Origin of the sequence: Litchfieldella anticariensis FP35 = DSM 16096, assembly GCF_000409775.1 — a bacterium.
Classification (GTDB): domain Bacteria; phylum Pseudomonadota; class Gammaproteobacteria; order Pseudomonadales; family Halomonadaceae; genus Litchfieldella; species Litchfieldella anticariensis.
In genome coordinates, this window is sequence record NZ_KE332392.1 from 174,307 (window position 1) to 195,103 (window position 20,797).

Sequence of the window (20,797 nt, forward strand, 5' to 3'; positions counted from 1 at the left end):
ATGTATACCAAGATATTGTTGCCGGTGGATCTCAACGAAGAGGCATCCTGGTCCAAGGCCTTGCCTACCGCGCTGACGTTATGCCAAACCTTCGGGGCATCGTTGCATGTGGTAACGGTACTGCCGGACTATCATATGCCGCTGGTTGGTTCTTACTTTCCCGAGGGCTTTTCCGAGAAAGTTCACCAGAGTGTGTCGGATGCACAACACGAGTTCGTCAAGCAGCATGTGCCCGACGATATTCCGGTTCAGTGCGTGATCGTCGATGGTTCGCCTTGGGAAGCGATCATCAAGACCGCCAAGAAACTCGAGGTCGACCTGATCGTGATGGCATCGCACAGCAATCGCAAGTTCGCCGACTACGTGCTGGGCCCCAATGCCGAGCACGTGGTGCATCACACCAAGATGTCGGTGATGATCGTGCGTTAGAAAACCACTCGATAGAGTCTGAGAACCTCCACACGAACGCCTCCGCCTGTCGGGGGCGTTTGCGTTGTCATGCTAGGCGTAATAATACCAAGCGGGCGTTGAAGTAGAGTTCCGGCGAAGCCACTGGCAGTCGTCTACATTTAGGTTTAGCTAAGGCATCTTGCCTTGTAGTGGCCAATCCGCTCTCGGTGCCAATGGAACCGGCACGAGTGCGTTCGCTCTCCACTCGGGGGATAAGGGGTACGCCATGAATGCTGCTGACACCAACAAGCACAAACAGCCGGATGCCAATGTGGTCACGATCGTGATCAACAAGGTGGGAATGGATAAGCCACGAACCTGGTTGGTAGCTGGCTTTCACGACTTCCGCCAGGCCACGGCGGTGAGCTTGGCCTATGGAATGTTCTGGGTCGGGTTGAGCATTGCAGTGACTGCTGGTGCCTTTGTCCTGGGGCTGTGGCATTGGCTGTTGCCGCTGGTGGCGGGGTTCATGTTCCTGGGACCACTGGTGGCAGTCGGCTCTTACGGCATTAGTCGCAAGCTCGAGGCTGGCAAAGTGCCGAACCTGGGAGATGCATTCGGTGCCTGGACCTCGCATACCGGTCAACTGGCGATGATGGGTGTGATGATGATGATCTTCTTTCTCGCCTGGATTCGATTGGCAACATTGTTGTTTGCCTTGTTCTTCGGTTTGGAGGCACCCGATCCTGCGACGGTCTATGCGTCGTTGCTGACGACTGTAGACGGACTGGGCATGTTGGCCGTCGGAACGGCAATCGGAGCCGTTCTGGCTTTTGGCGCTTTCTCGATCAGCGTGGTGGCCATTCCGACCCTGATGGACCAGGACCTGACCTTCATGGAAGGCATTGAAGCCAGCATTCGCTCCGTGGCGAACAATTTCCGTCCCATGTTGTTGTGGGCGGTCATCCTGACTGGCTGTGTGCTGGTAGGGGTGATGACCTTCTATATAGGCCTGGCAGTGATCCTGCCAGTGCTCGGTCACGCAAGCTGGCATGCTTATGAGGACCTGGTACGTATCGAGGGAGGTAGCAGCTCGTCGTGAGTTGGCTGGTCATCGATAAGGCAACCGGCTAGTCTGGGGGGCGATGACCGCCCCCTTTTCATTACTGGCCAGGAACGCCCTCATGACCGTTGATTCTCTGACTCTTTCGGGTCTCTACCGCTATCCCATCAAGTCCACCGCCGGTGAGTCCTTGCCACAAGCTTTGGTCAACGAGGAGGGATTACTGGGGGATCGTCGCTATATGGTGGTCAAGCCCGATGGCACCTTCATTACCGCGCGCTCTCATCCCCAATTGCAGCGGGTCAGTACCACCGTGCATGACGATGGCCTGGTATTGCACCATCCCGAATTGGCCGATTTTCCCTTGGAGCATGCGGCGTTCGAGGCCGCAGCCTTCTCGACTCATGTATGGGGCGACAGTTTTACTGGCCTGACGACTACGACGCGTGCCGATGAGTGGATCGGGCAGGCGGTAGGAGAAGCGGCGAAGCTGTTGTGGCTGGGGGAACGCTCTCCACGTTACCGCCAGGCCATTGGCAAGCGGGTCAGTTTCGCCGACGGTTATCCGCTGATGTTGATTGGTCAGGCATCACTGGACGATCTCAATACACGACTCCCATCGCTACACCGGATGGCACAATTTCGGCCCAATCTGGTCGTGACGGGCAGCTTGCCCTATGCCGAAGATGAATGGAGGGTACTACGCATCGGTGAGGTGGAATTGGCCGTGGACAAACCCTGTTCGCGTTGCGCGATGGTGACGGTGGACCCAGAGACGGGGCGCTTTATCCCTGAACGCGAGCCCTTGCGTACTCTGGCGGGCTATCGCCGGGGACCCGATGGTAAGGTGTATTTTGGCCAGAACCTGATCGTACTAAAGGGGGGAGTGCTCGAGGTCGGGAGTTCGGTAGAGCTCGTTGGTTGAAGACCAAGAATAACAGGAGCGTACCCATGAAATGCATATCGCTTCCGTGTCGTCACGTTCTGGCGGTCGGGGTTTTGGCTGGCTGGGTTCCGGCCATGCTCGTTCAGGCACAGGAAGCTGCCCCGGAGCCAGAGGCTAGCCACCCTATCGAACACAAGACCGATAGCTGCATGGAGGAGGGGGATTGGACGACCCAGGCAATGCATGAATGTGCCGCCCAGGCGCATGATGACTGGGAAGAGGAAATCCAACGCTTGACGATGATGTTGGAGCGGGTGTTGGGAAGTGAGGCGCGTGAGGCGCTGAGCGATGCCCAAGAGGCGTGGCGAAGCAGTCGCGATGCCGACTTCGCTTTCATCAGTGCCTATTATGCCCAGCTTTATCGTGCCGAGTTGAGTGGTGGGACGCTGGGACCACTGGCCGAGCAACTCTTTCGAAACGCCGTGTTGCAAGATCGTGCCAATCAGCTACAACGCTACCTAGATGCACTCGAGGAGTTGCAAGCGCCATCCGGAGAGCTGGAAATGATACCTGAGTGATACCCGCAGCCTCCGTAGGCGGTGGCAGGTGATTGAGTTTTGCTGGGGAGTGTAGCGATCTCACTAGCGTACCGAATCTTGGCTTCATCGTTTAAGCAGTATTGCCAGTCGGTACCTGACCTTATGGTGCGGATCGCGTAGTCTAGGCGGGCATCCCCGGTTCTGGATATCTATCATGCCAAAGCGCTTCTGCCTTGCCGTTTTCCTGGCCTTGCTTGCATTGTTGGCAATGCCTGTCATGGCCGAACATCTTCCTGTCCCCAAGGGAGATGTCATTCTTACGATCTCTGGCAATATCGAACATACCAATGTCGGCGACGAAGCCCAATTCGATTACGAGATGTTGATGGCGTTGACACCGCACGTGTTGGAAACCAGCACCCCTTGGACGGAGGGGGCGAGCATCTTCGAAGGCCCTCTGGCCAGGGCGGTGATGGAAAAGGTGGGAGCCCAAGGTGAGATGTTACGTGTCAAGGCACTCAACAATTTCGCCGCCGATGTTCCTCTAGCGGATTTCTATGACTATGACGTGATCCTGGCGCTCAAGCGGGATGGCAAGCCTATGGAGATTCGTGATTTCGGTCCAATCTTCGTTCTCTATCCTTTTGATGATGCCCCGCAGGAACTGCTTAACGAAACCATCCGCTTTCGTTCGGTATGGCAAGTCGCAAACATCCATGTCTATGAATGATGTCGCTGCACTTGCATTGAGGAGCCTGTTTTCGCCATGTACCGCTACCCTTTACGCCTGAAGCTCGGTGCTTTCGCTGCGGTGTTCTTCTTCGCCGCCGCCATGGTGGTGGTGGGGTTGGTGCTGTGGCGTCAGGACAGCCTGGCCCAGAGTGTGGGGGGCGATGCCGCTTGGTTCGCCTACAAACTGGACCGCGAGGCGATCCTGCTGCGCAACCAGTTGGAGCAAGAGGGTACGACGAACTCCCTGGATCAGTTGCGCCTACGCTTTGACCTGATGTATAGCCGTGTCAACTTGTTGCAGCAGGGAGATCTCGCCGAACTATTCCGTACGATTCCTGCCACGGCTGAACTGATGCCCAAGATCGTCACGCGAATCGAAGCGCTTGATGAGACCGTACGGAGCCTCGATTGGCTTGATGCGGAGATTCGCGACGACCTTAGCCGTCAACTCGAAGAGCTGGCCCCTTATACTGAACAATTGATCATCGCTATCAACGCGCATTTGGCCGATTCAGCGACCCAGGAACGGGAAACCTTGCAATGGCTCTACCGCCTGTTGTTGGGGCTGATCCTTTCGATGAGTCTGGCGACTCTACTGGTGGTTGGCTTCCTGTTTCGCGAATCACGTGAAAATGTCAAAGCGCGCCAGTCCATGGAAGAATTGAGTAACGAACTGAAGGAAACGGCACGCGAAGCCGAGTCGGCAAGTCAGGCCAAGTCCGAGTTCCTGGCCACTGTCAGCCATGAGATTCGTACCCCACTCAATGGTGTGATCGGTATGAGTAATTTGTTGCTGGATCAGCCTCTCGATGACCAGTCGCAACGTTATGCTCGCACCATTCACGACAGTGCCGGCCAGTTGTTGGAAATGATCAACGGTATCCTCGACTTCTCCAAGATCGAAGCTGGTCGCCTAGAGCTTGAACATACCCCATTTGCATTGCGTGAGTTGATGGATGCGGCAGTTGCCCTTTTCGCTCCGCGGGCCGCCGACAAGAAGCTTGCCCTGTCGCTCGAGATTGCCCCTGATCTGCATGACCGACGCTTGGGAGATCCCGGGCGCTTGCGTCAAGTGATTCTCAATCTTCTTTCCAACGCCATAAAATTCACGGCGAAAGGTGAAGTGCGAATAGTCGCATTCTGGTCGTCATCGCAACGCTTACGCATCGAAGTCGTCGATAGTGGCTGTGGAATCCCGGCTACATACCGGAAGCATCTTTTCGAACCTTTTCGCCAGGGCGATGCTTCCACGGCACGACAGTTCGGTGGTACCGGTTTGGGACTAGCCATTTGCAAGCGGTTGGTGGAGGCCATGGACGGCGAGATTGGTGTCGACAGTCGCGAGGGGCAGGGCACTCGATTCTGGTTCGAGATACCGTCACCTGCCCAGCCCCCGGTAATGCCATCTACCATGCAGCGTCTGACGGGGTCGGACTGCTATACGGCTCGTCTGCTGCTAGTGGAGGACAACCTGGTCAACCAGCAGGTAGCCGTGGCGATGCTCGAGCGACTGGGCTGTCGAGTCGACGTGGCGACCAACGGGGCCGAGGCGCTGCGGATGGCGCCACGTGGTGACTATGCATTGATCTTCATGGATGTGCAGATGCCTGACATGGATGGCCTGGAGGTCACACGACGTCTGCGGGCCATTAGCGGTCGGATGGCCGAGATCCCGATCGTGGCGATGACGGCCGGTGCCATGGGCGGGGAGCGTGATCGTTGTCTGGCAGCCGGTATGCAGGATTATTTGACCAAACCGTTGTTTCAAGACGCCTTGGCGAACGTGCTAGTGCACTATCTGGAAGGCGTTTCAATTCCTCGGACAACAGCTAACGTAACCCCCTCTACTGCACTCGAGGGAATGCCTGAGTTGCTGGATACCGATACCCTGGATGAACTGCAGCGCGCCCTGGGAGTGGTAGGCGTCGAGTCCCTGGCGGAAGTGTTCCGCCAGCAGTTGGTGGAAAGGCTAGAAGCATTGGATGCTGCCATGGCGGCACGTCGGCCTGCTGATGTCATGCAAGCGGCGCACTTGCTCAAGGGTGAAGCGTCGAGCTTGGGGCTGACGCAAATAGCCTCGCAGGCGAAAAAGCTGGAGCGGGCAGCTCACTACCAGGAAGTCGAGAATTGGCCCGCACTGCGAGAAGCGCTGGGCGAGAATCTCGAACCTTCCCTGGCCGCGTTGGAGGCTTGGGCAAGCCATTACCGTTCCGACACGGCATGATGCTGAGGCCGGCGCTGTTTCAATGCACGCACGACCATTGTCTGGCCAGGATGGTACTCCCCGCGGGAAGCCGCCAGGGCTCGATCTAGGGTCAGTTCGGCGATGCGCTGATGATTCTGGGGCAGGGAATTGACAGCCAAGGGCAGGAAATCGAGCAATCTATCGTCGCCGAACGTTGCCAGTCGCAGGGACTCCGGTAAACCACCATTATTCAGCAACACATCGAAGACGCCGTCGAGCAGGGTATAGGAGGCTGTGACCAATGCATCGGGAACGCCGTGTTCATCGAGCAATTCACGCATTAGACGAGCGCCTTCAGCGCGGTCGTAGCGAGTGGCGCTTTTCATGACCGCCTGTGCCGAACTGCCGGCAAGTGCGCGACGAAAACCGGCACGACGCTCGACGCTGATCGACAACTCCGGCACTGCATCGAACCAGACGATATTCCTGACATCATCTGACATCACAGAGCGTGTCAGTGCCTCGGCGGCAACTTGGTTGTTACTGACGACACTCATGAATCGGCTTGGCTCGAGCGCACGGTCAATGGCGATCACCGGTAGCCCGGAGTCCATCATTTCCCCATAAAAGGGATCGTCCATGGCCAGACAACTGGCGACGATCAATACTTCGCACCGCTGCGCGCGCAGCGCACGAGCCAGCTCTCGCTCGCTGCTCGGGTCGTCGTCGGAACCCACGATCAACAATTGGTAACCCCGTTCCCGGGCACCACGTTCAAGCAGTTTGGCCAGTCGTGCATAACTGGCGTTTTCCAGATCGGGAATGATCAGCCCCAGAGTACGGCTGGCACCACGGCGCAAAGCGGCCGCTTGGGCATCCACCCGGTAGTGGTGGCGCTCGACCACGGTCATCACCTTGTCGACCGTATCCTGACTGATACGGCGCTCACGGGCCTTGCCATTGATGACATAGCTGGCGGTAGTGCGTGAGACCCCGGCCAGTCGGGCGATTTCAGCGAGTGTCATGCGAAAATCCTTATACTGGTTCATTGCCGCAGGCGAGTATCGGCATGAGACTCAAACCATTCTACGCTAGCAGGTAAGGCACCTACCCCCTGCTAAGGTCGTAGGCGGCGCGACTTGATAAAAGTGCTGTCACGATCCAGCATTGAGCTTAAATGTAGGTGACACGATTCAGCCAGAGTTTTGTCGTCGAAACCTGGCACAGGAGAACACTCATATGCTCACCCTCGGTCACAATGACATCATGCTCGGCTGTCGTGCCAACGATTGGCACGCCGCGTTGGACCAGGCTGCTGCCGCGCTTGGCGAGGCGGGGCTGGTAGCACCCGGCTATCGCGATGGCCTGTACGATCGTGAGGCACAGTCCTCGACTTTCTTGGGTAATGCCATCGCCATTCCCCATGGCACACCGGAAAGCCGCGAGCACGTCAAGCGCACCGGGGTACGTGTGCTGCAGTTCCCGGAAGGGATCGAATGGCACGATGGCAACCGTGTTCATGTGTTGGTGACCATTGCTGCTCAGAGCGATGAGCACCTCGATATCCTGCGTCAATTGACCCATGTGTTGGACCGTGAGGGGGTGGCCGACAAGCTGGCCGCTGCCGATTCGCGTACGGCCGTGGCTTCGCTATTGTCCAAGGCGCCGGTCGAGGCACGCCTGGATGCTGACACACTATGCTTGAAGTTTCCCGCTCGCGATCATCTCGAATTGGCGCTGGCCGGTGCGGCACGTCTGCGTCAGGCCGGTTGTGTCGATGCCACCTTCGTTGCCGCGGTGGCCGAGCAGACGCCTCGAGCCTTGGGGCAGGGCCTATGGTTCACCAGCAGTACGGTCGGCGTGAATACCCCGGCACTGTCGTTGGCAACCCCGGAGACCTCATTGGAAGGTCATCAGGAGCCAGTTCAGGGCGTCTTCTGCCTGGCGGCTCAGGGCGATGCGCACCTTGGCCTGCTGGAGCGGCTGGCGGCGTTGCTCGATAGTGGTAGCGGCGAGGCATTGTTCAATGCCGATGTTGCCACCGTCTTGGCGCGCCTCTCCGGTGAGTCGGCCAGCGCTCAGACGGTACGTGCCCGCGTACTCAATGCTCACGGCTTGCATGCCCGGCCGGCCAAGCAACTGGTGCAGGTGGCACGTCAACAGACGATGCCGATCAAGGTGCGCCTACTCGAAGGTGGCGGTGAAGCCGTATCGGCTGCCAGCCTGACCAAGGTCATTGGTCTGGGTGCACGTCGTGGGCAGTTACTGGTGTTCTCCGCCGAGGGTGAGGGTGCCGACGCCGCATTGGAGGCGGTCGTTGGCGCCGTGGGCGAGGGTCTTGGCGAGAAAGTGCTGCCCTTCGAGGAAGGGCGCGATCATACCCAGGATACACCTCGCGAGATACCACTCGAGCCGTTGCCTGAGGATACCCCGCACCAGGCGGTAGCGGCTTCCCCGGGCTTGGCGATTGGGCCTGTCTTCGTGATGCGCACGCCGCGTTTTGAGTACGCCGAGCGAGCTGAAGATGCCGTACATGAAAAGCGGCGGCTGGAACGCGCTATCGAAGCGGGTATCGAGCAGCTCGAGGCACTGGTGCGCAGCGCTCCAGGTGGTGAGGTGTCGGAGATCCTGTCGATGCACGAGGAAATGCTCGACGACCCGGAACTGCACCAGGCCGCGCGTGAGGGCATCGAAGAAGGCATGAGTGCTGAAGCCGCCTGGTGGGCCGCCATCGATACCGCCGCTCGTGCGCAGGAGATGCTTGCCGACCGTCTGCTAGCGGAACGCGCTGCCGATCTGCGCGATGTGGGCCGCCGCGTGCTGGGTGTTCTGTGTGGTGTCGAGTTGCCGACTCCGCCGGACGAGCCCTATATCCTGGTGATGGACGACGTAGGACCGTCGGACGTTGCCCAGTTGGACACACAGAAGGTTCGCGGTCTGCTCACTGCGCGCGGCGGAGCGACTGCGCACAGCGCGATCCTGGCCCGTGCCTTGGGGATTCCCGCTGTGGTCGGTGCCGGTGAGCGTGTGCTGGGTCTGGAAAACGGTGTCGAGTTGATCCTTGATGGCGAACGTGGCCGAGTCGTGCCGGCACCGTCCCTTGAACGTCGCCAACGCGCCGAGCTTAGCCTCAAGGAGCGCGAGCGGCTTGAGCGAGAGGCCTACGCCGCACGCTTCGAAGAGGGCCGTACTCGTGACGGCCATCGTGTCGAAGTTGCCGCCAACCTGGGCAATACCGCCCATACTGCCGATGCCGTCGAGCGCGGTGCCGAAGGTGTCGGTCTGCTGCGCACCGAATTCATCTTCATGGCTCACGCTCAGGCGCCTGATCTCGACACTCAGGTTGCTGAGTACCGCCAGGCCATCGAGGCACTGGATGGCCGCCCGTTGGTGGCGCGCACCCTCGACGTGGGTGGTGACAAGCCACTGCCCTATTGGCCGGTTCCCCAAGAGGACAACCCGTTCCTTGGCCTGCGCGGCATTCGCCTGGCGCTGACCCAGCCGGAAGTGCTGGAAACCCAGTTTCGTGCGCTGCTCACTGCTGCCGTCGGCAAGCCGCTACGCATCATGCTGCCGATGGTCAAGGACATCGCCGAATTTCGTGCCGCCAAGTCCATCTTCGATCGCCTGTTGGCGGAGATTCCCGAGAATGAACGTGCCACTGACGTGCAGCTTGGGGTGATGATCGAAGTGCCGTCCTGCGCGCTGTTGGCGCCAAGTCTGGCCGCCGAAGTCGACTTCTTCTCGATTGGTACCAACGATCTGACTCAGTACACCTTAGCCATCGACCGCGGTCATCCGGAGCTTTCGGCGCAGGCCGATGGCTTGCACCCGGCGGTGCTGCGCCTGATCCAGATGACCGTCGACGCTGCCCATGCCCAAGGCAAGTGGGTTGGTGTGTGCGGTGAACTCGGTAGCGATGCGCAAGCGGTACCGGTACTGGTGGGTCTGGGGGTCGACGAGCTGTCAGTGGCTGCGCGTCAGATACCGTTGGTCAAGGCACGCCTACGCGAATTCGATCTCGCCGAGGCTCGTCGCCAGGCGGAACTGGCCCTGGCTCAATCCACCAGTGAAGCGGTACGCGACGCCCTGGAGAGATGCTGATGGCCCATGTATTGACGCTTAGCCTCAACCCCGCACTGGACCTGGCGATTCGACTTCCGCATCTGGCTCTGGGAGTGGTCAACCGCACTGACGAGACGCACCTCGAGGCGGCAGGCAAGGGAGTCAATGTGGCTCGGGTACTGGTATCGCTCGGTCACCGGGTAACGGTGTCGGGATTCCTGGGCGCCGCCAACGATGGGCTCTTCCTTCGCACCTTCGAGGCGCTGGGAGTGAGTGATGCTTTCATCCGCGTTCCTGGCGAAACGCGTATCAACGCCAAGGTCGCTGAGGGGGACGGTCGGGTCACCGATATCAACGGTCCCGGCTTGGCCATTGCCACCGAGGCTTGGGCACGATTGATCGGTTGGCTCGATGAGATCGCCGCCGACACCGAGCGACGCCCCGACGCGGTGGTGATAGCCGGCAGCCTGCCACCGGGCATTTCGGCCGACGACCAAGCTGCGCTGATTCAGCGTCTGCGCAAGCATGAATTGCCGGTATGGGTCGATACCAGCGGCCTGGCCCTGGCGTCTGCCATCGATGCCCTGCCCACAGCGGTCAAGCCCAATGAGCATGAATTGGCCGATTGGGCCGGTAGTGTATTGGACAACGATGCTCAGCGTCTCGCGGCGGCGCTACGCCTGCATGGTGCCGGAGTCGAGGAGGCCATGATCTCGGCCGGGCCGCACGGTGTGCTGTGGGTCAGCCGTCGCGGTGCCTGGTTGGCCACACCGCCCGAGATGACCGTAGAGAGTACAGTCGGTGCCGGCGATACGCTGGTGGCCGGCATGCTGCATGGTGTGCTCGAAGGCCATTCGGCTGAACGGACGCTGGGCTTTGCCACGGCGCTATCCGCCGAGTCCGTCCGTCACGTTGGCGTGGGGAACCCCCATGCCGAAGATTTCACCAAACTCCAACAACAGACTCGCGTACGTCGTCTCGATGACGTCGACGCAGAGGGAGCGCTTGCATGAACATCATCCTGATCACCGCCTGCCCGAGTGGTATGGCCACTACCTTCCTTGCCGCTCGTCGTCTGGAGCAGGCCGCCCGTCGTCGTGGCTGGCAGGTCAGCGTGGAAATGCACGGTGAGCTGGAGCCGCTTACCCCGGTATCCGCCGAGGCCATTGAGGCCGCTGATCTGGTGGTCGTTGCCGCTGATCACGTACCGGCACCTCAGCGCTTCAAGGATAAGCGCCTGTTCCAGGCCTCCATCGATCAGGCGCTGCCGAACCCGGACGCCTTTCTCGAGCGTGCCAGTCGCGAAGCCGAGTCCTACCAACCAGGCGACGAATCACCGGCTATCGCGACTCCAGTCGCGGCTTCCGGTGCACACAAGATCGTCGCTGTGACCGCCTGCCCAACCGGGGTGGCCCACACCTTCATGGCCGCCGAGGCACTGGCCGAGGCGGGCCGGGCACTGGGATATCAGGTGCGTGTCGAGACCCAAGGTTCTGTGGGGGCGCAGGACAAGCTTACCGAGGAGGAGATTCGTGACGCTGACCTGGTGATCCTGGCTTGCGATATCGAGGTCGACCCGACCCGCTTTGCCGGTAAGCGAGTGTGGTATACCTCTACCGGCAATGCCTTGAAAAAGCCGCGGCCGACCATCGAGGAAGCCCTGCAAAAAGCCGAGGTATTCGAAGCTGAGTCAGGCAAGCCTAGTGGCGAGCGTAAACAGAGCTTCAAGGAGAAAGGTGTCTACAAGCACCTGCTGACCGGGGTTTCCTTCATGCTGCCGATGGTAGTGGCAGGAGGGCTGCTGATTGCACTGTCATTCGTGTTCGGCATCGAAGCCTTCAAGGAAGAGGGGACGCTTGCCGCGGCGCTGATGCAGATCGGTGGCGGTACTGCCTTTGCCTTGATGGTCCCGGTATTGGCTGGTTATATCGCCTATTCGATCGCTGATCGGCCTGGGATCGCGCCGGGCATGATCGGCGGCATGCTCGCCTCCGAGATCGGTGCCGGTTTCATCGGTGGGATTCTTGCTGGCTTCCTGGCTGGCTACGTGGCCAAGGCCGTGGCCCAGAACGTCAAGCTGCCGTCGAGCATCGAATCGCTCAAGCCGATCTTGATCATCCCCCTGGTGGCCAGCCTAATCACCGGCTTGGTGATGATCTATATCGTCGGCGAGCCAGTTGCCGGGATTCTCTCGGCATTGACCGCTTTCCTCGAGAATATGGGATCGGCCAATGCCGTACTGCTGGGGATTCTGCTGGGTGCCATGATGTGCTTCGACCTGGGTGGACCGGTCAACAAGGCTGCTTATACCTTCGGTGTCGGCCTGTTGGCATCCGAGACCTACGCCCCTATGGCGGCAATCATGGCCGCTGGTATGGTGCCGGCAATCGGCATGGGGATTGCCAGCTTCGTGGCCAAGTCGAAGTTTTCCGAACCCGAGCGTGAAGCTGGCAAGGCATCCTTTGTGCTGGGCTTGTGTTTCATTAGTGAAGGCGCCATTCCCTTTGCCGCCAAGGACCCGCTGCGGGTGATCCCCGTGTGCATGGTCGGTGGCGCGATCACCGGTGCCATTTCCATGTTGGTCGGCGCTAAGCTGATGGCTCCCCACGGCGGTATCTTCGTGCTGCTGATCCCCAACGCTATCACTCCGGTGCTGCTTTATCTGGCGGCCATTATCATCGGCTCGCTGGTCACCGGCCTGGGTTACGCGGCGATCAAGCGTGGCGGCCAGGAAGTCGCTGTCGGCGCCAGCGCCTGAACACGTATCTCGTAAAGCCAACAGGATGCCACCGGATCGGTCACGATCCGGTGGCATCCTGCATTGGATCGGCTGCCGCAAGGAGAGCTTTCCCAAGGCGTTGAGCTACTACTTTGGTATCTATTTTGGGCGCCAAGGACGGCACCCAAAGTGGAATATCCACGCGGTAAAGCGCTTCCTAGACTGCTAGATAAGCCCACCGCGCGAGACACCTTCATGGACATCGACCTTCCATTCCCGCTTGCCGATACCGCCACTCGCCAGGAAACCGTGCAGATCGCCCACTCTCGTTCTCGCGATCCCGACATGGCGGCACAGGATCTGGCCAGTTGTCTTCTGCATCCATGGCTAGGAGGGGTGCTGTTCTTCTGTTCGGCCGAGTACGACTTGGAGGCTCTGGGCCTGGCACTGGAACAGCATTTCGGTGGCGTGAGACTGTGTGGTTGTACCACCGCTGGTGAAATCACCGACGAAGGCTACGGTCGTGGCGGCGTCACCGCCATTGGATTCGATCATCGCGATTTTGCGCTCGACTATGCGGTGATCGACGATCTCGACGACTTTTCACTACTGGCCGCTCAACAGTTGAGTGACCGTCTGCTCGACCAGTGTCGGCAGGTGGGTATCGCACCGATCAAGGGACACACCTTTGCCTTGACCCTGCTCGATGGTCTGTCGGCCAGCGAGGAGCGGGTATTGGCAACGCTCAACGCGGCGCTGGGCAGTATCCCGCATTTTGGTGGCAGTGCTGGCGACGACAATCGTCTGGCCGGAACCCACGTATATGGCAATGGGCGTTTTCGCACCGGTGCTGCGGTGGTGGTGATGATTAACACCGTACTCGATTTCGAGGTCTTCACCACCCACCACTTGCGACCGCTCGACGACAAGTTGGTGGTTACTGCCGCCGATCGCGAGCATCGCCGGGTCATTGAGCTCAATGCCGAGACCGCCGCTGAAGAGTATGCACGATTGGTGGGCTGTCGGGTCGAGGAGCTCGATGACGAGACCTTTGCCCGCCATCCGTTGGCGGTGCGCCTGCACGACCATGCCTATGTACGCTCGATTCAACGTGTCAACGAGGATCTCAGCCTGAGCTTCTACTGCGCGGTGGAAAACGGCATCGTGCTCACCGCCATGCATGCTGCGCCGATCCTCGACGACCTGCGTGATACGCTCGACGATATCGTTGCCCGACTAGGGCCGCCGCGAGTGGTGATCGGCTGCGATTGTTTCCTGCGCCGCCTTGAGATCGAAGCGGACGGTCTCAGCACCGAGGCTTCGCAACTGCTGCGTGATTACCGCGTGGTGGGCTTCAACACCTATGGAGAGCAGTGCAACGGCATGCACCTCAACCAAACCTTCACGGGGGTCGTCATTGGCCAGTCACGACGTGGAGGTTGATGGCAGCGAACGCGAGCGACTGCTCGAACGCGAAATCGCCAAGCTCAAGCGCATCAATGCCGCCCTCATCGAACGGGTCGAGGCCAGCAACTTGCCGCGCAGTGCTCCCTACGCGGCTTTCGAGCATGCCGTGCTGCTTGCCGAGCAGGTGCGAGAACGCACCCAGGCGCTCAACCAGACCACACACGAGTTGCGTGCCAGCAATCGCTTGCTGGCCGAAGCCCGAGAACGAGCGGAAACGGCCGGCCAGCACCTGGTCGATGCCATCGAAAGCATTACCGATGCCTTCGTGCTGTTCGATGCCGACCAACGCATCCAGCGCTTCAACAGCCGTTTCGCTGAGTTCTGGCGTCCGGCGGGGATTCGTATTCGCCAGGGAATGCGTCTTGAGGAGTTACGCCATCTGGCGTTGAGCTCGGGGCTGGTGATCAGTGAACAACTGGGACGTCGAGACAGGCGCACCATTTACCAGTTGCATGACGATCGTTGGGTACAGGTGCACCAGCGTCCCACTCGTGGTGGTGGACGCGTGATCCTGTATGTCGATATCACCGAACTGAAGCGATATGAGCATGCTCAGCGCGAACATGCCTTGGCGCAGAAGACACAATTGCTGCAGGCCACTGTGGATAGTTTGTCCCAAGGCGTTGCAGTGGTCACCGCTAGCGGCATGCTGGAGATGTGCAATCAGCGTTTTCGCGACCTCACCGGGCTCGACGTGCTCGAAGTACCGCATGACCTGGCAGCGCTATGCCATCACAGCGAATTGATCGAAGCCGGAGATGCCCAGGGGGTGACGGCTGCCTGTGAACGGCACCTCGCTGATGGTCGGATAGTGGAAGTGCGTGGCCATGCCATGCCCGGTGGGGGCCAGGTACTGACCTTTACCGATGTGACCGAACGTATTCGTCATGCTGAGACATTGCGTGAACGCGAGCACTGGATTCGTACTATCACCGATGAACTGCCGGCGATGATCGCCTATCTGGATCGAGACCTGCGTTACGTGTTCACCAACCGCGTCTACGAAGAGTGGTACGGCTGGCCACGCGATCTGTTATTGGGCGGTGAGCTGGAAGCGTTACACAGCGCCGAGCATTGTACCCGGTTGCGCCCTTACCTGACCCGGGCCTTGGCAGGGGAGAGCGTGTCCTTCGAATTCCCGGAAAGCAGCGCTAGTGGCGAGCAGCGGGTACTGTTACGAGCCTATGTGCCGCATTACGACAATGACGGCGAAGTGATCGGTTTGTTCGTGCTGATCCGTGATATCACCGAACGACGGCGCACTGCCGAGGCGTTGCACCAGGCCTATCAGAATCTGGAGCAACGAGTACGCGAGCGTACTGCGGAGCTGACCCACGTCAATCGCCAGCTACGCGAAGAGATCGCTGAACGTGCCGCCGTCGAGCAACGCTTGCGTGAGGCCAAGGCCGAGGCCGAGGCAGCCAACCTGTCGAAGACCAAGTTCCTGGCTGCGGTCAGCCATGACCTGCTGCAGCCGCTCAATGCCGCGCGGTTGTTCACCGGTGCTCTCAGCGAGCAGGATGTAGCGCCTGGCAGTCATGAGTTGATCGACCAGATCGGCCGCTCGCTCAAGGACGTCGAGACCCTGCTTGGCACCCTGGTGGATATCTCCAAGCTGGATGCCGGAGTGGTGACGCCGGATGTCGATGCCTTCCCGGTGGCCGAACTGCTTGATGGCCTGGCCCGAGAGTATCGCCAGGTGGCGGCCAGCGAGGGGTTGGATTTCCACTACGTCCCATGCAGTGCCGTGGTGCGCAGCGATATCCAGTTGCTGACCCGGGTGATACGCAATTTCCTGACCAATGCAATTCGTTACACCGGAGAGGGGCATATCCTGCTTGGTTGCCGGCGTCGCCATGACGGCCTGGAGATCGTAGTCGGTGATACCGGTATGGGCATAGAGACCGAAGAGCTGGGGGTAATCTTCCAGGAGTTTCGCCGTTCTCATGCCGCTGGGCGTCGTCAGGATCGCGGCCTGGGGCTGGGACTGGCGATCGCTGACAAGATTTCGCGAATGCTCGATCATCCGCTCGGAGTGGCCTCGGTGGCTGGGCGAGGCTCATTGTTTAGCGTGCGTCTGCCCTACGGAGAACTGACGCCCCGCAGTCAACTCTCGACGACGCCGTCAGTGGCGACAGGCGAGGCGATCCTGGAAGGCAAACGCATCTGGGTGGTCGACAACGACACTGATATCTGTGAAGCGATGCGTGTGTTAATGACGCGCTGGGGATGCGACGTTTGCGTGGCCGATAGTGAAGCATCGCTGGCGGCTCAGGTGGCGTTGGCGTCGGATCCGGCTGATGTACTGATCGTCGACTACCACCTTGACGAGGGAGATAATGGGCTGGCACTCGCCGAGCGTGTCAACGCCCAGCGCCAGGAGCCGGTACCGGTGATGGCGATCACCGCCAATCACAGTATCGAACTCAAGCAGCGCATGCGCGAGCTGGGTTACCTGCTGTTGCACAAGCCGGTCAAGCCGCTCAAATTGAGGATGGCGCTTTCGCGGCTGGTAACGAAGTGAACGGCTCTGTGGACCATGATGGCTCCCCGCCCGAGTGGGTGGGGAGCACACGGATTTTTGCTGAGGTGTGCAGTTCAGCAGTGATACCTGAGAAAACCCGTGAAGAGATACCTCCGCTGCGTGCTCGATTACATCAGCCGAGCGGCCAGTTGAGTATCGCTACGGTGTCGTTGTAATCGTTGTCGGTACTATCCTCTGATCCGAGAGCCACGACATTCAACCTGTTGGCCAGGATAAGTTGCGCAGAAGTCAGACTGGACTGCTGACCATTCACTGACACGGTGATCTGGACATCACCACTTCCCGAATTGAGCACCTGACTACCGATGACTTCGTTGCTGGTGCTCTGCCCCTCGAATTGCGCAGCGGTCTTCCCGTCGACCAGCACAGTGACGATCTGCTTCCCGGACGAGTTGACAAGGGCGGTAATGCCGAATCGGATGTTGGCGGGGAGGGTAAAAGTTCCTTGTTGATAAGCCATGATGTATCTCCTTAGGCTGGGTCTGTCGTCTCACACACCGCCAGACGAGCGGAGGAGCAGCATGCTCCTGGCGGAGTGGCAGGGCGTAGGCAGGGGACGCCTTGCCTGGATAACCCTAGACCGCTACCGAGTGCCCGAAACTGTCAATTCTAATAGGCTGGAGGAATTTCCCTCGTTCATGAAGGCGCCCCGCGCGGCATGTGTGTTGCTTTCATTGTCTATTTCGGGCCGTGGAAATATCTGGCCGGCAACCGCCCTGACGGTCAGCCGGCTGAAGGCATACCACAGCGTATGGGGGCAAAGGGCTTGAGCCTGACTATTGGCGATCACTGCCAATCACAGCGTCGAGCTCAAGTTAGTGCTTGCGGAGGTAGGCGCTGAAGTCGATATCGCTGGCCGAAAGAATCGCCTGTACCCGGTTATGCACCCCGAGCTTGCGAAGAATTGCCGAGACATGTGCTTTGACGGTGGTTTCGGCGATATCGAGGTGATAAGCAATCATCTTGTTGGACTCGCCACGGGTCATGTGCTCGAGGACTTGGAGCTGCTTGCGGGTCAGCATCTCGAGCTGCTGCGCTGTAACAGTGTGTTCATCGCGAGAAGTGGACCGCGAAGAACTGTTACCGCTGGCGCGAATGATGTCCGAAGGCAGGTAGATATTGCCGTCGAGGATTTGAGCGATGGCCTTGGTCATCTGCTCACGGGGTGACGACTTGGTGATGAAGCCCACCGCTCCGTAGGTCACTGCTTGCAGGATCACCTGCTTTTCTTCTTCGGCGGAGATGATCACTACCGGAATGGTCGGTGCCTCGTTACGTAGTTGGATCAGTCCCGCCAGGCCGTTCATGCCCGGCATGTTGAGATCCAACAGGATCAGGTCTAGGTCTTCGTGCTGCTGGGTGAGAGCCAGCGTCGAGTCGAGATCCTGGGTTTCGAGGAGTACGGCATCCTCGAAGCCGTCACGAATCACGCGGCCGATGGCCTCGCGAAAGAGAGGATGATCGTCGGCGATCAGCAGCTTGTACATGGCAGTGCCCTGGTGGTTGTCGAGTTCGGCGGTCGGAGTTGTCATTGTATTGTGGTGCCTCCTCCTGCTCGGCGCCCTTATTATCATCGCGCCAAACGATGTGAGGTTAACTGCGACTTAGGTCGCGTCTTTGTTAATTTCAGGTGGCATTGGCGGAAGCAGGTGATTTCATTCGGACTCCTCGCCGTAGATCGAAGGTCAACACCGCGATCAGGCCGAATGCTCCGGTTAAGCCCAGGCACCATAGCAAGGGGGCCGCCGCCAGTTGCTCATAGAGTGCGAAACGCACCAGTTCCACACCATGGGTAAAGGGGTTATAGGAGCAAAGCCAATACAGCCATGGTCCTGCTTCCTGCATTTTCCATAGGGGGTAGAGTGCCGAAGACAGGAAGAACAGCGGAAAAATGACGAAGTTCATCACACCGGCAAAGTTCTCCAGTCGGTGAATGGCGTTGGCCAGCACCAGCCCTAGGGTGCTGAGCATCATCGCCACTAGCAGCAGTGCCGGCAATGCTGTCACCAGGCCAAATGCCGGTGGCTGGATGCCGTACCACCACGCAATGCCGAGGAAAGCGTAGACCTGCACCAACGACACCAACGAGATCGCCAACACCTTACTCAGTAGCAAGAAGGGGCGCGATAGCGGGCTCATCAGCAATACTTTCATGCTGCCCATCTCGCGGTCGTAGACCATCGACAGTGAGCCTTGCATGCCATTGAATAGCAGGATCATGCAGCACAGTCCTGGGGTGATGTAGACCTCATAGACGATATAGGTGCCGTAGGGCGCCATGATCGAGATACCTAGCACGGCGCGAAAGCCGGCAGCGAATACCACCAGCCATAGTAATGGGCGCACCAGGGCGCTGAAGAAGCGTGTGCGCTGCTGGACGAAGCGCCGCCATTCACGGCCGCTGACACCCAGGAAGCAATGCAGGTAGGCATTTGCGCTCATGACCGACCCTCCATGACGGTGTCGCCAGGCTTGGCGGTAAGACGACCGAAGGCCTCCTGTAGCGTATGGGTACCGGTGTGAGTGCACAGGGCCTGCGCCTGGCTGTTGGCAATCACTCGTCCGGTGCACAGCACTACCACAGGATCCTGGGGCGCGATCTCGTCGAGCAGATGGGTCGTCCACAGCACCGTCATGCCACGCTCCCGGCACAGGATGCGGACATGTTCGTTGAGCGCTTGGCGGCTGGCGGTATCCAGCCCCACGCTGGCTTCATCCAGAATCAGCAACTCGGGTTCGTGGAGCAGAGCCCGTGCGATCTCCAGGCGGCGCCGATGTCCGCCATTGAGCTGACGCACCTTATCGTTGGCGCGGGCCTCGAGGTGTTGGCGCGCCAACTCCCACTCGCAACGCTCGCGGGCCTGGCGTCGCCCCAGTCCGTGTAGCGACGCATGGTAGAGCAGGTTCTGGCGCACGCTGAGATCGAGATCCAGCGTCGGCTGCTGGAAGACCACGCCCAAATGTCGCCGCACCTCTCGCGGTTGCCGTGACAATGAGTGACCGGCGACACGGATCTCACCGCTCTGGCTGCGCAGCAGGCCAGTGATCAACGCGATCAGGGTGCTCTTACCGGCGCCATTGGGACCCAGCAAGGAATGAAAGCCGCCCTTCGTCAGGGAGAGGCTCACTCGCTCGAGCGCTTGATGCGCTCCATAGCGATGGCTGATGTCGGCGACCTCGAGCATGGGGGTGGTATCGCGAGCGGGGTGGGCGAGGCTAATCATGGCGTCACGACCACACCCCAGGGGTAGCGGCCGACCTCGATGGATTTGGTGACTTTGAGGTTTTCGACATCGATGACGGATACGTCCCCGCTGACGCCATTAGTGGTCAGCAGCAGGCTCTCGTCCTCATTCAAGGCCAGTTGCCACACCCGCCGGCCGACCAGCAGGTAGTCGAGGATTTCATAGGTCTGCGCATCGACGACAGCGACATGGTTGGCGGGACCCAGTGCGACGAAGGCATAGCGACCGTCGGACGTCAGCTCGATACCCACTGGCTGGACCTTGTCCTGGTGGACGCCACGGATCGCGAAATCCAGCGTGGTGATCTCTTCCAGTGTCTCCACATCGATGATATGAACCGTGCCGCCTATTTCCGCGGAGGCCCAGGCGATTTTGCCGTCTTGGCTGAACTCGACGTGGCGGGGGCGCTGGCCGACCACCATGTTCTTCTTGATTTCAAAGCTTTCGGTATCGATCCAGTGAAGCATGCTGGAGGTTTCACTGGTATTGACCGCCCACCTGCCATCGGGGCTGACGGCCATGCCTTCCGGCTCGACGCCTACATCGATCTGGGCCAGTACGTCTTTGCTTTGAACGTCGACTACGGTCACGATGGCATCGTCTTCATTGGCAATGAATAGCCATCGATCGTTGGGATGTAATGCGAACTGTTCCGGATCTTCGCCTGAGGGGAGGGTATCGATAATTCTGCGAGTTTCCAGGTCCATTATCTGCACGGTGTCATCGTCACTGGCGCAGATATAGAGCTTGGTATGATCCTTGGAAAGTAAAATGCCCCTTGGGCGCTTTCCAACGGCTATTGTTTCGATAACCTGCATCGTCTCGGTATCGAGTATGGATATGCTGTCATCTTTTTCATTGGAAACGTAGGCTATGTTGGCTAGTGAAGAAGCAGAAAAGCCAAGCAAGACAGCCAGGATGGAAGCGCAGAATATTTTTTCCATGATGGTATTCCTTCAAC

17 protein-coding genes are annotated in these 20,797 nt (G+C 59.3%); 11 read left to right on the forward strand and 6 right to left on the reverse strand.

All coding sequences use genetic code 11. The features are described from left to right. From L861_RS16380 to L861_RS16405, 6 genes are all read left to right on the forward strand, one after another. Window positions 1-429 (forward strand): universal stress protein, encoded by a 429-nt coding sequence (locus L861_RS16380; protein WP_016417749.1) that lies wholly within the window; start codon window positions 1-3, stop codon window positions 427-429. Between the two features lie 247 nt (window positions 430-676). Beyond that, window positions 677-1,492, forward strand: a complete 816-nt coding sequence (locus tag L861_RS16385) for a DUF2189 domain-containing protein (protein ID WP_016417750.1) — start codon at window positions 677-679, stop codon at window positions 1,490-1,492. An 82-nt stretch (window positions 1,493-1,574) separates the two neighbouring features. Then, on the forward strand, window positions 1,575-2,378 hold the full coding sequence (locus tag L861_RS16390; RefSeq protein WP_016417751.1) for an MOSC domain-containing protein: 804 nt from the start codon (window positions 1,575-1,577) through the stop codon (window positions 2,376-2,378). Window positions 2,379-2,404: 26 nt separating this feature from the next. Next, the gene (locus tag L861_RS16395; RefSeq protein ID WP_016417752.1) at window positions 2,405-2,917 is read left to right on the forward strand and encodes a lysozyme inhibitor LprI family protein; all 513 of its coding nucleotides are present in this window, start codon (window positions 2,405-2,407) and stop codon (window positions 2,915-2,917) included. Window positions 2,918-3,092: 175 nt separating this feature from the next. Then, complete coding sequence (locus tag L861_RS16400) at window positions 3,093-3,608, forward strand: putative pterin-binding protein (protein WP_016417753.1); 516 nt, start codon at window positions 3,093-3,095, stop codon at window positions 3,606-3,608. A 36-nt stretch (window positions 3,609-3,644) separates the two neighbouring features. Next, window positions 3,645-5,834 (forward strand): ATP-binding protein, encoded by a 2,190-nt coding sequence (locus L861_RS16405; RefSeq protein ID WP_016417754.1) that lies wholly within the window; start codon window positions 3,645-3,647, stop codon window positions 5,832-5,834. On the opposite strand, the gene cra is transcribed toward L861_RS16405, so the two are convergent. Further along, complete coding sequence (gene cra / locus L861_RS16410; protein WP_016417755.1) at window positions 5,813-6,820, reverse strand: catabolite repressor/activator; 1,008 nt, start codon at window positions 6,818-6,820, stop codon at window positions 5,813-5,815. The genes L861_RS16405 and cra overlap by 22 nt on opposite strands. 214 nt (window positions 6,821-7,034) lie before the next feature. Between cra and ptsP the strand changes: the two genes are divergently transcribed. The 5 genes from ptsP to L861_RS16435 all read left to right on the forward strand — a co-directional run bounded on the left by ptsP (window position 7,035) and on the right by L861_RS16435 (window position 16,570). Further along, window positions 7,035-9,899, forward strand: coding sequence for a phosphoenolpyruvate--protein phosphotransferase (ptsP, locus tag L861_RS16415; protein WP_016417756.1), 2,865 nt, complete (start codon window positions 7,035-7,037; stop codon window positions 9,897-9,899). Continuing rightward, a complete protein-coding gene (gene pfkB, locus L861_RS16420; RefSeq protein ID WP_016417757.1) occupies window positions 9,899-10,873 on the forward strand; it encodes a 1-phosphofructokinase in 975 nt (324 codons plus the stop codon). The genes ptsP and pfkB overlap by 1 nt, the downstream gene beginning before the upstream one ends. After that, the gene (gene fruA, locus L861_RS16425; RefSeq protein WP_016417758.1) at window positions 10,870-12,618 is read left to right on the forward strand and encodes a PTS fructose transporter subunit IIBC; all 1,749 of its coding nucleotides are present in this window, start codon (window positions 10,870-10,872) and stop codon (window positions 12,616-12,618) included. The genes pfkB and fruA overlap by 4 nt, the downstream gene beginning before the upstream one ends. Window positions 12,619-12,834: 216 nt before the next feature. Next, a complete protein-coding gene (nosP, locus tag L861_RS16430; protein WP_016417759.1) occupies window positions 12,835-14,022 on the forward strand; it encodes a nitric oxide-sensing protein NosP in 1,188 nt (395 codons plus the stop codon). Continuing rightward, window positions 13,997-16,570 carry a hybrid sensor histidine kinase/response regulator gene (locus tag L861_RS16435; RefSeq protein ID WP_016417760.1) on the forward strand — a complete coding sequence of 858 codons (2,574 nt, stop codon included), beginning with the start codon at window positions 13,997-13,999 and terminating at the stop codon, window positions 16,568-16,570. Before nosP ends, L861_RS16435 begins: the two co-directional genes overlap by 26 nt. A gap of 133 nt (window positions 16,571-16,703) precedes the next feature. Here the strand turns inward: L861_RS16435 and L861_RS16440 are convergent, their stop codons facing one another. The 5 genes from L861_RS16440 to L861_RS16465 form a co-directional block, all read right to left on the reverse strand. Further along, on the reverse strand, window positions 16,704-17,051 hold the full coding sequence (locus L861_RS16440) for a fucose-binding lectin II (RefSeq protein WP_016417761.1): 348 nt from the start codon (window positions 17,049-17,051) through the stop codon (window positions 16,704-16,706). 355 nt (window positions 17,052-17,406) lie between these two features. Continuing rightward, window positions 17,407-18,078 carry a response regulator gene (locus tag L861_RS16450; RefSeq protein ID WP_027948066.1) on the reverse strand — a complete coding sequence of 224 codons (672 nt, stop codon included), beginning with the start codon at window positions 18,076-18,078 and terminating at the stop codon, window positions 17,407-17,409. Between the two features lie 139 nt (window positions 18,079-18,217). Beyond that, window positions 18,218-19,033: a lanthanide ABC transporter permease protein PedC gene (locus L861_RS16455; protein WP_016417764.1), complete on the reverse strand. Its 816-nt coding sequence runs from the start codon at window positions 19,031-19,033 to the stop codon at window positions 18,218-18,220. Further along, entirely contained in the window at window positions 19,030-19,815 is a 786-nt protein-coding gene (locus L861_RS16460; RefSeq protein ID WP_236617171.1) for a lanthanide ABC transporter ATP-binding protein PedB/LutE, read from the reverse strand. Before L861_RS16460 ends, L861_RS16455 begins: the two co-directional genes overlap by 4 nt. Beyond that, the gene (locus L861_RS16465; protein WP_016417766.1) at window positions 19,812-20,780 is read right to left on the reverse strand and encodes a YVTN family beta-propeller repeat protein; all 969 of its coding nucleotides are present in this window, start codon (window positions 20,778-20,780) and stop codon (window positions 19,812-19,814) included. The genes L861_RS16460 and L861_RS16465 overlap by 4 nt, the downstream gene beginning before the upstream one ends. Window positions 20,781-20,797: the final 17 nt, after the last annotated feature.

Excerpts from the sequence above, each read along its gene's own strand:
- L861_RS16380 (WP_016417749.1), top strand. The coding sequence starts at position 1 with ATGTATACCAAGATATTGTTGCCGGTGGATCTCAACGAAGAGGCATCC.
- L861_RS16385 (WP_016417750.1), top strand. The coding sequence starts at position 677 with ATGAATGCTGCTGACACCAACAAGCACAAACAGCCGGATGCCAATGTG.
- L861_RS16390 (WP_016417751.1), top strand. The coding sequence starts at position 1,575 with ATGACCGTTGATTCTCTGACTCTTTCGGGTCTCTACCGCTATCCCATC.
- L861_RS16395 (WP_016417752.1), top strand. The coding sequence starts at position 2,405 with ATGAAATGCATATCGCTTCCGTGTCGTCACGTTCTGGCGGTCGGGGTT.
- L861_RS16400 (WP_016417753.1), top strand. The coding sequence starts at position 3,093 with ATGCCAAAGCGCTTCTGCCTTGCCGTTTTCCTGGCCTTGCTTGCATTG.
- L861_RS16405 (WP_016417754.1), top strand. The coding sequence starts at position 3,645 with ATGTACCGCTACCCTTTACGCCTGAAGCTCGGTGCTTTCGCTGCGGTG.
- cra (WP_016417755.1), bottom strand. The coding sequence starts at position 6,820 with ATGACACTCGCTGAAATCGCCCGACTGGCCGGGGTCTCACGCACTACC.
- ptsP (WP_016417756.1), top strand. The coding sequence starts at position 7,035 with ATGCTCACCCTCGGTCACAATGACATCATGCTCGGCTGTCGTGCCAAC.
- pfkB (WP_016417757.1), top strand. The coding sequence starts at position 9,899 with ATGGCCCATGTATTGACGCTTAGCCTCAACCCCGCACTGGACCTGGCG.
- fruA (WP_016417758.1), top strand. The coding sequence starts at position 10,870 with ATGAACATCATCCTGATCACCGCCTGCCCGAGTGGTATGGCCACTACC.
- nosP (WP_016417759.1), top strand. The coding sequence starts at position 12,835 with ATGGACATCGACCTTCCATTCCCGCTTGCCGATACCGCCACTCGCCAG.
- L861_RS16440 (WP_016417761.1), bottom strand. The coding sequence starts at position 17,051 with ATGGCTTATCAACAAGGAACTTTTACCCTCCCCGCCAACATCCGATTC.
- L861_RS16450 (WP_027948066.1), bottom strand. The coding sequence starts at position 18,078 with ATGTACAAGCTGCTGATCGCCGACGATCATCCTCTCTTTCGCGAGGCC.
- L861_RS16455 (WP_016417764.1), bottom strand. The coding sequence starts at position 19,033 with ATGAGCGCAAATGCCTACCTGCATTGCTTCCTGGGTGTCAGCGGCCGT.
- L861_RS16460 (WP_236617171.1), bottom strand. The coding sequence starts at position 19,815 with ATGATTAGCCTCGCCCACCCCGCTCGCGATACCACCCCCATGCTCGAG.
- L861_RS16465 (WP_016417766.1), bottom strand. The coding sequence starts at position 20,780 with ATGGAAAAAATATTCTGCGCTTCCATCCTGGCTGTCTTGCTTGGCTTT.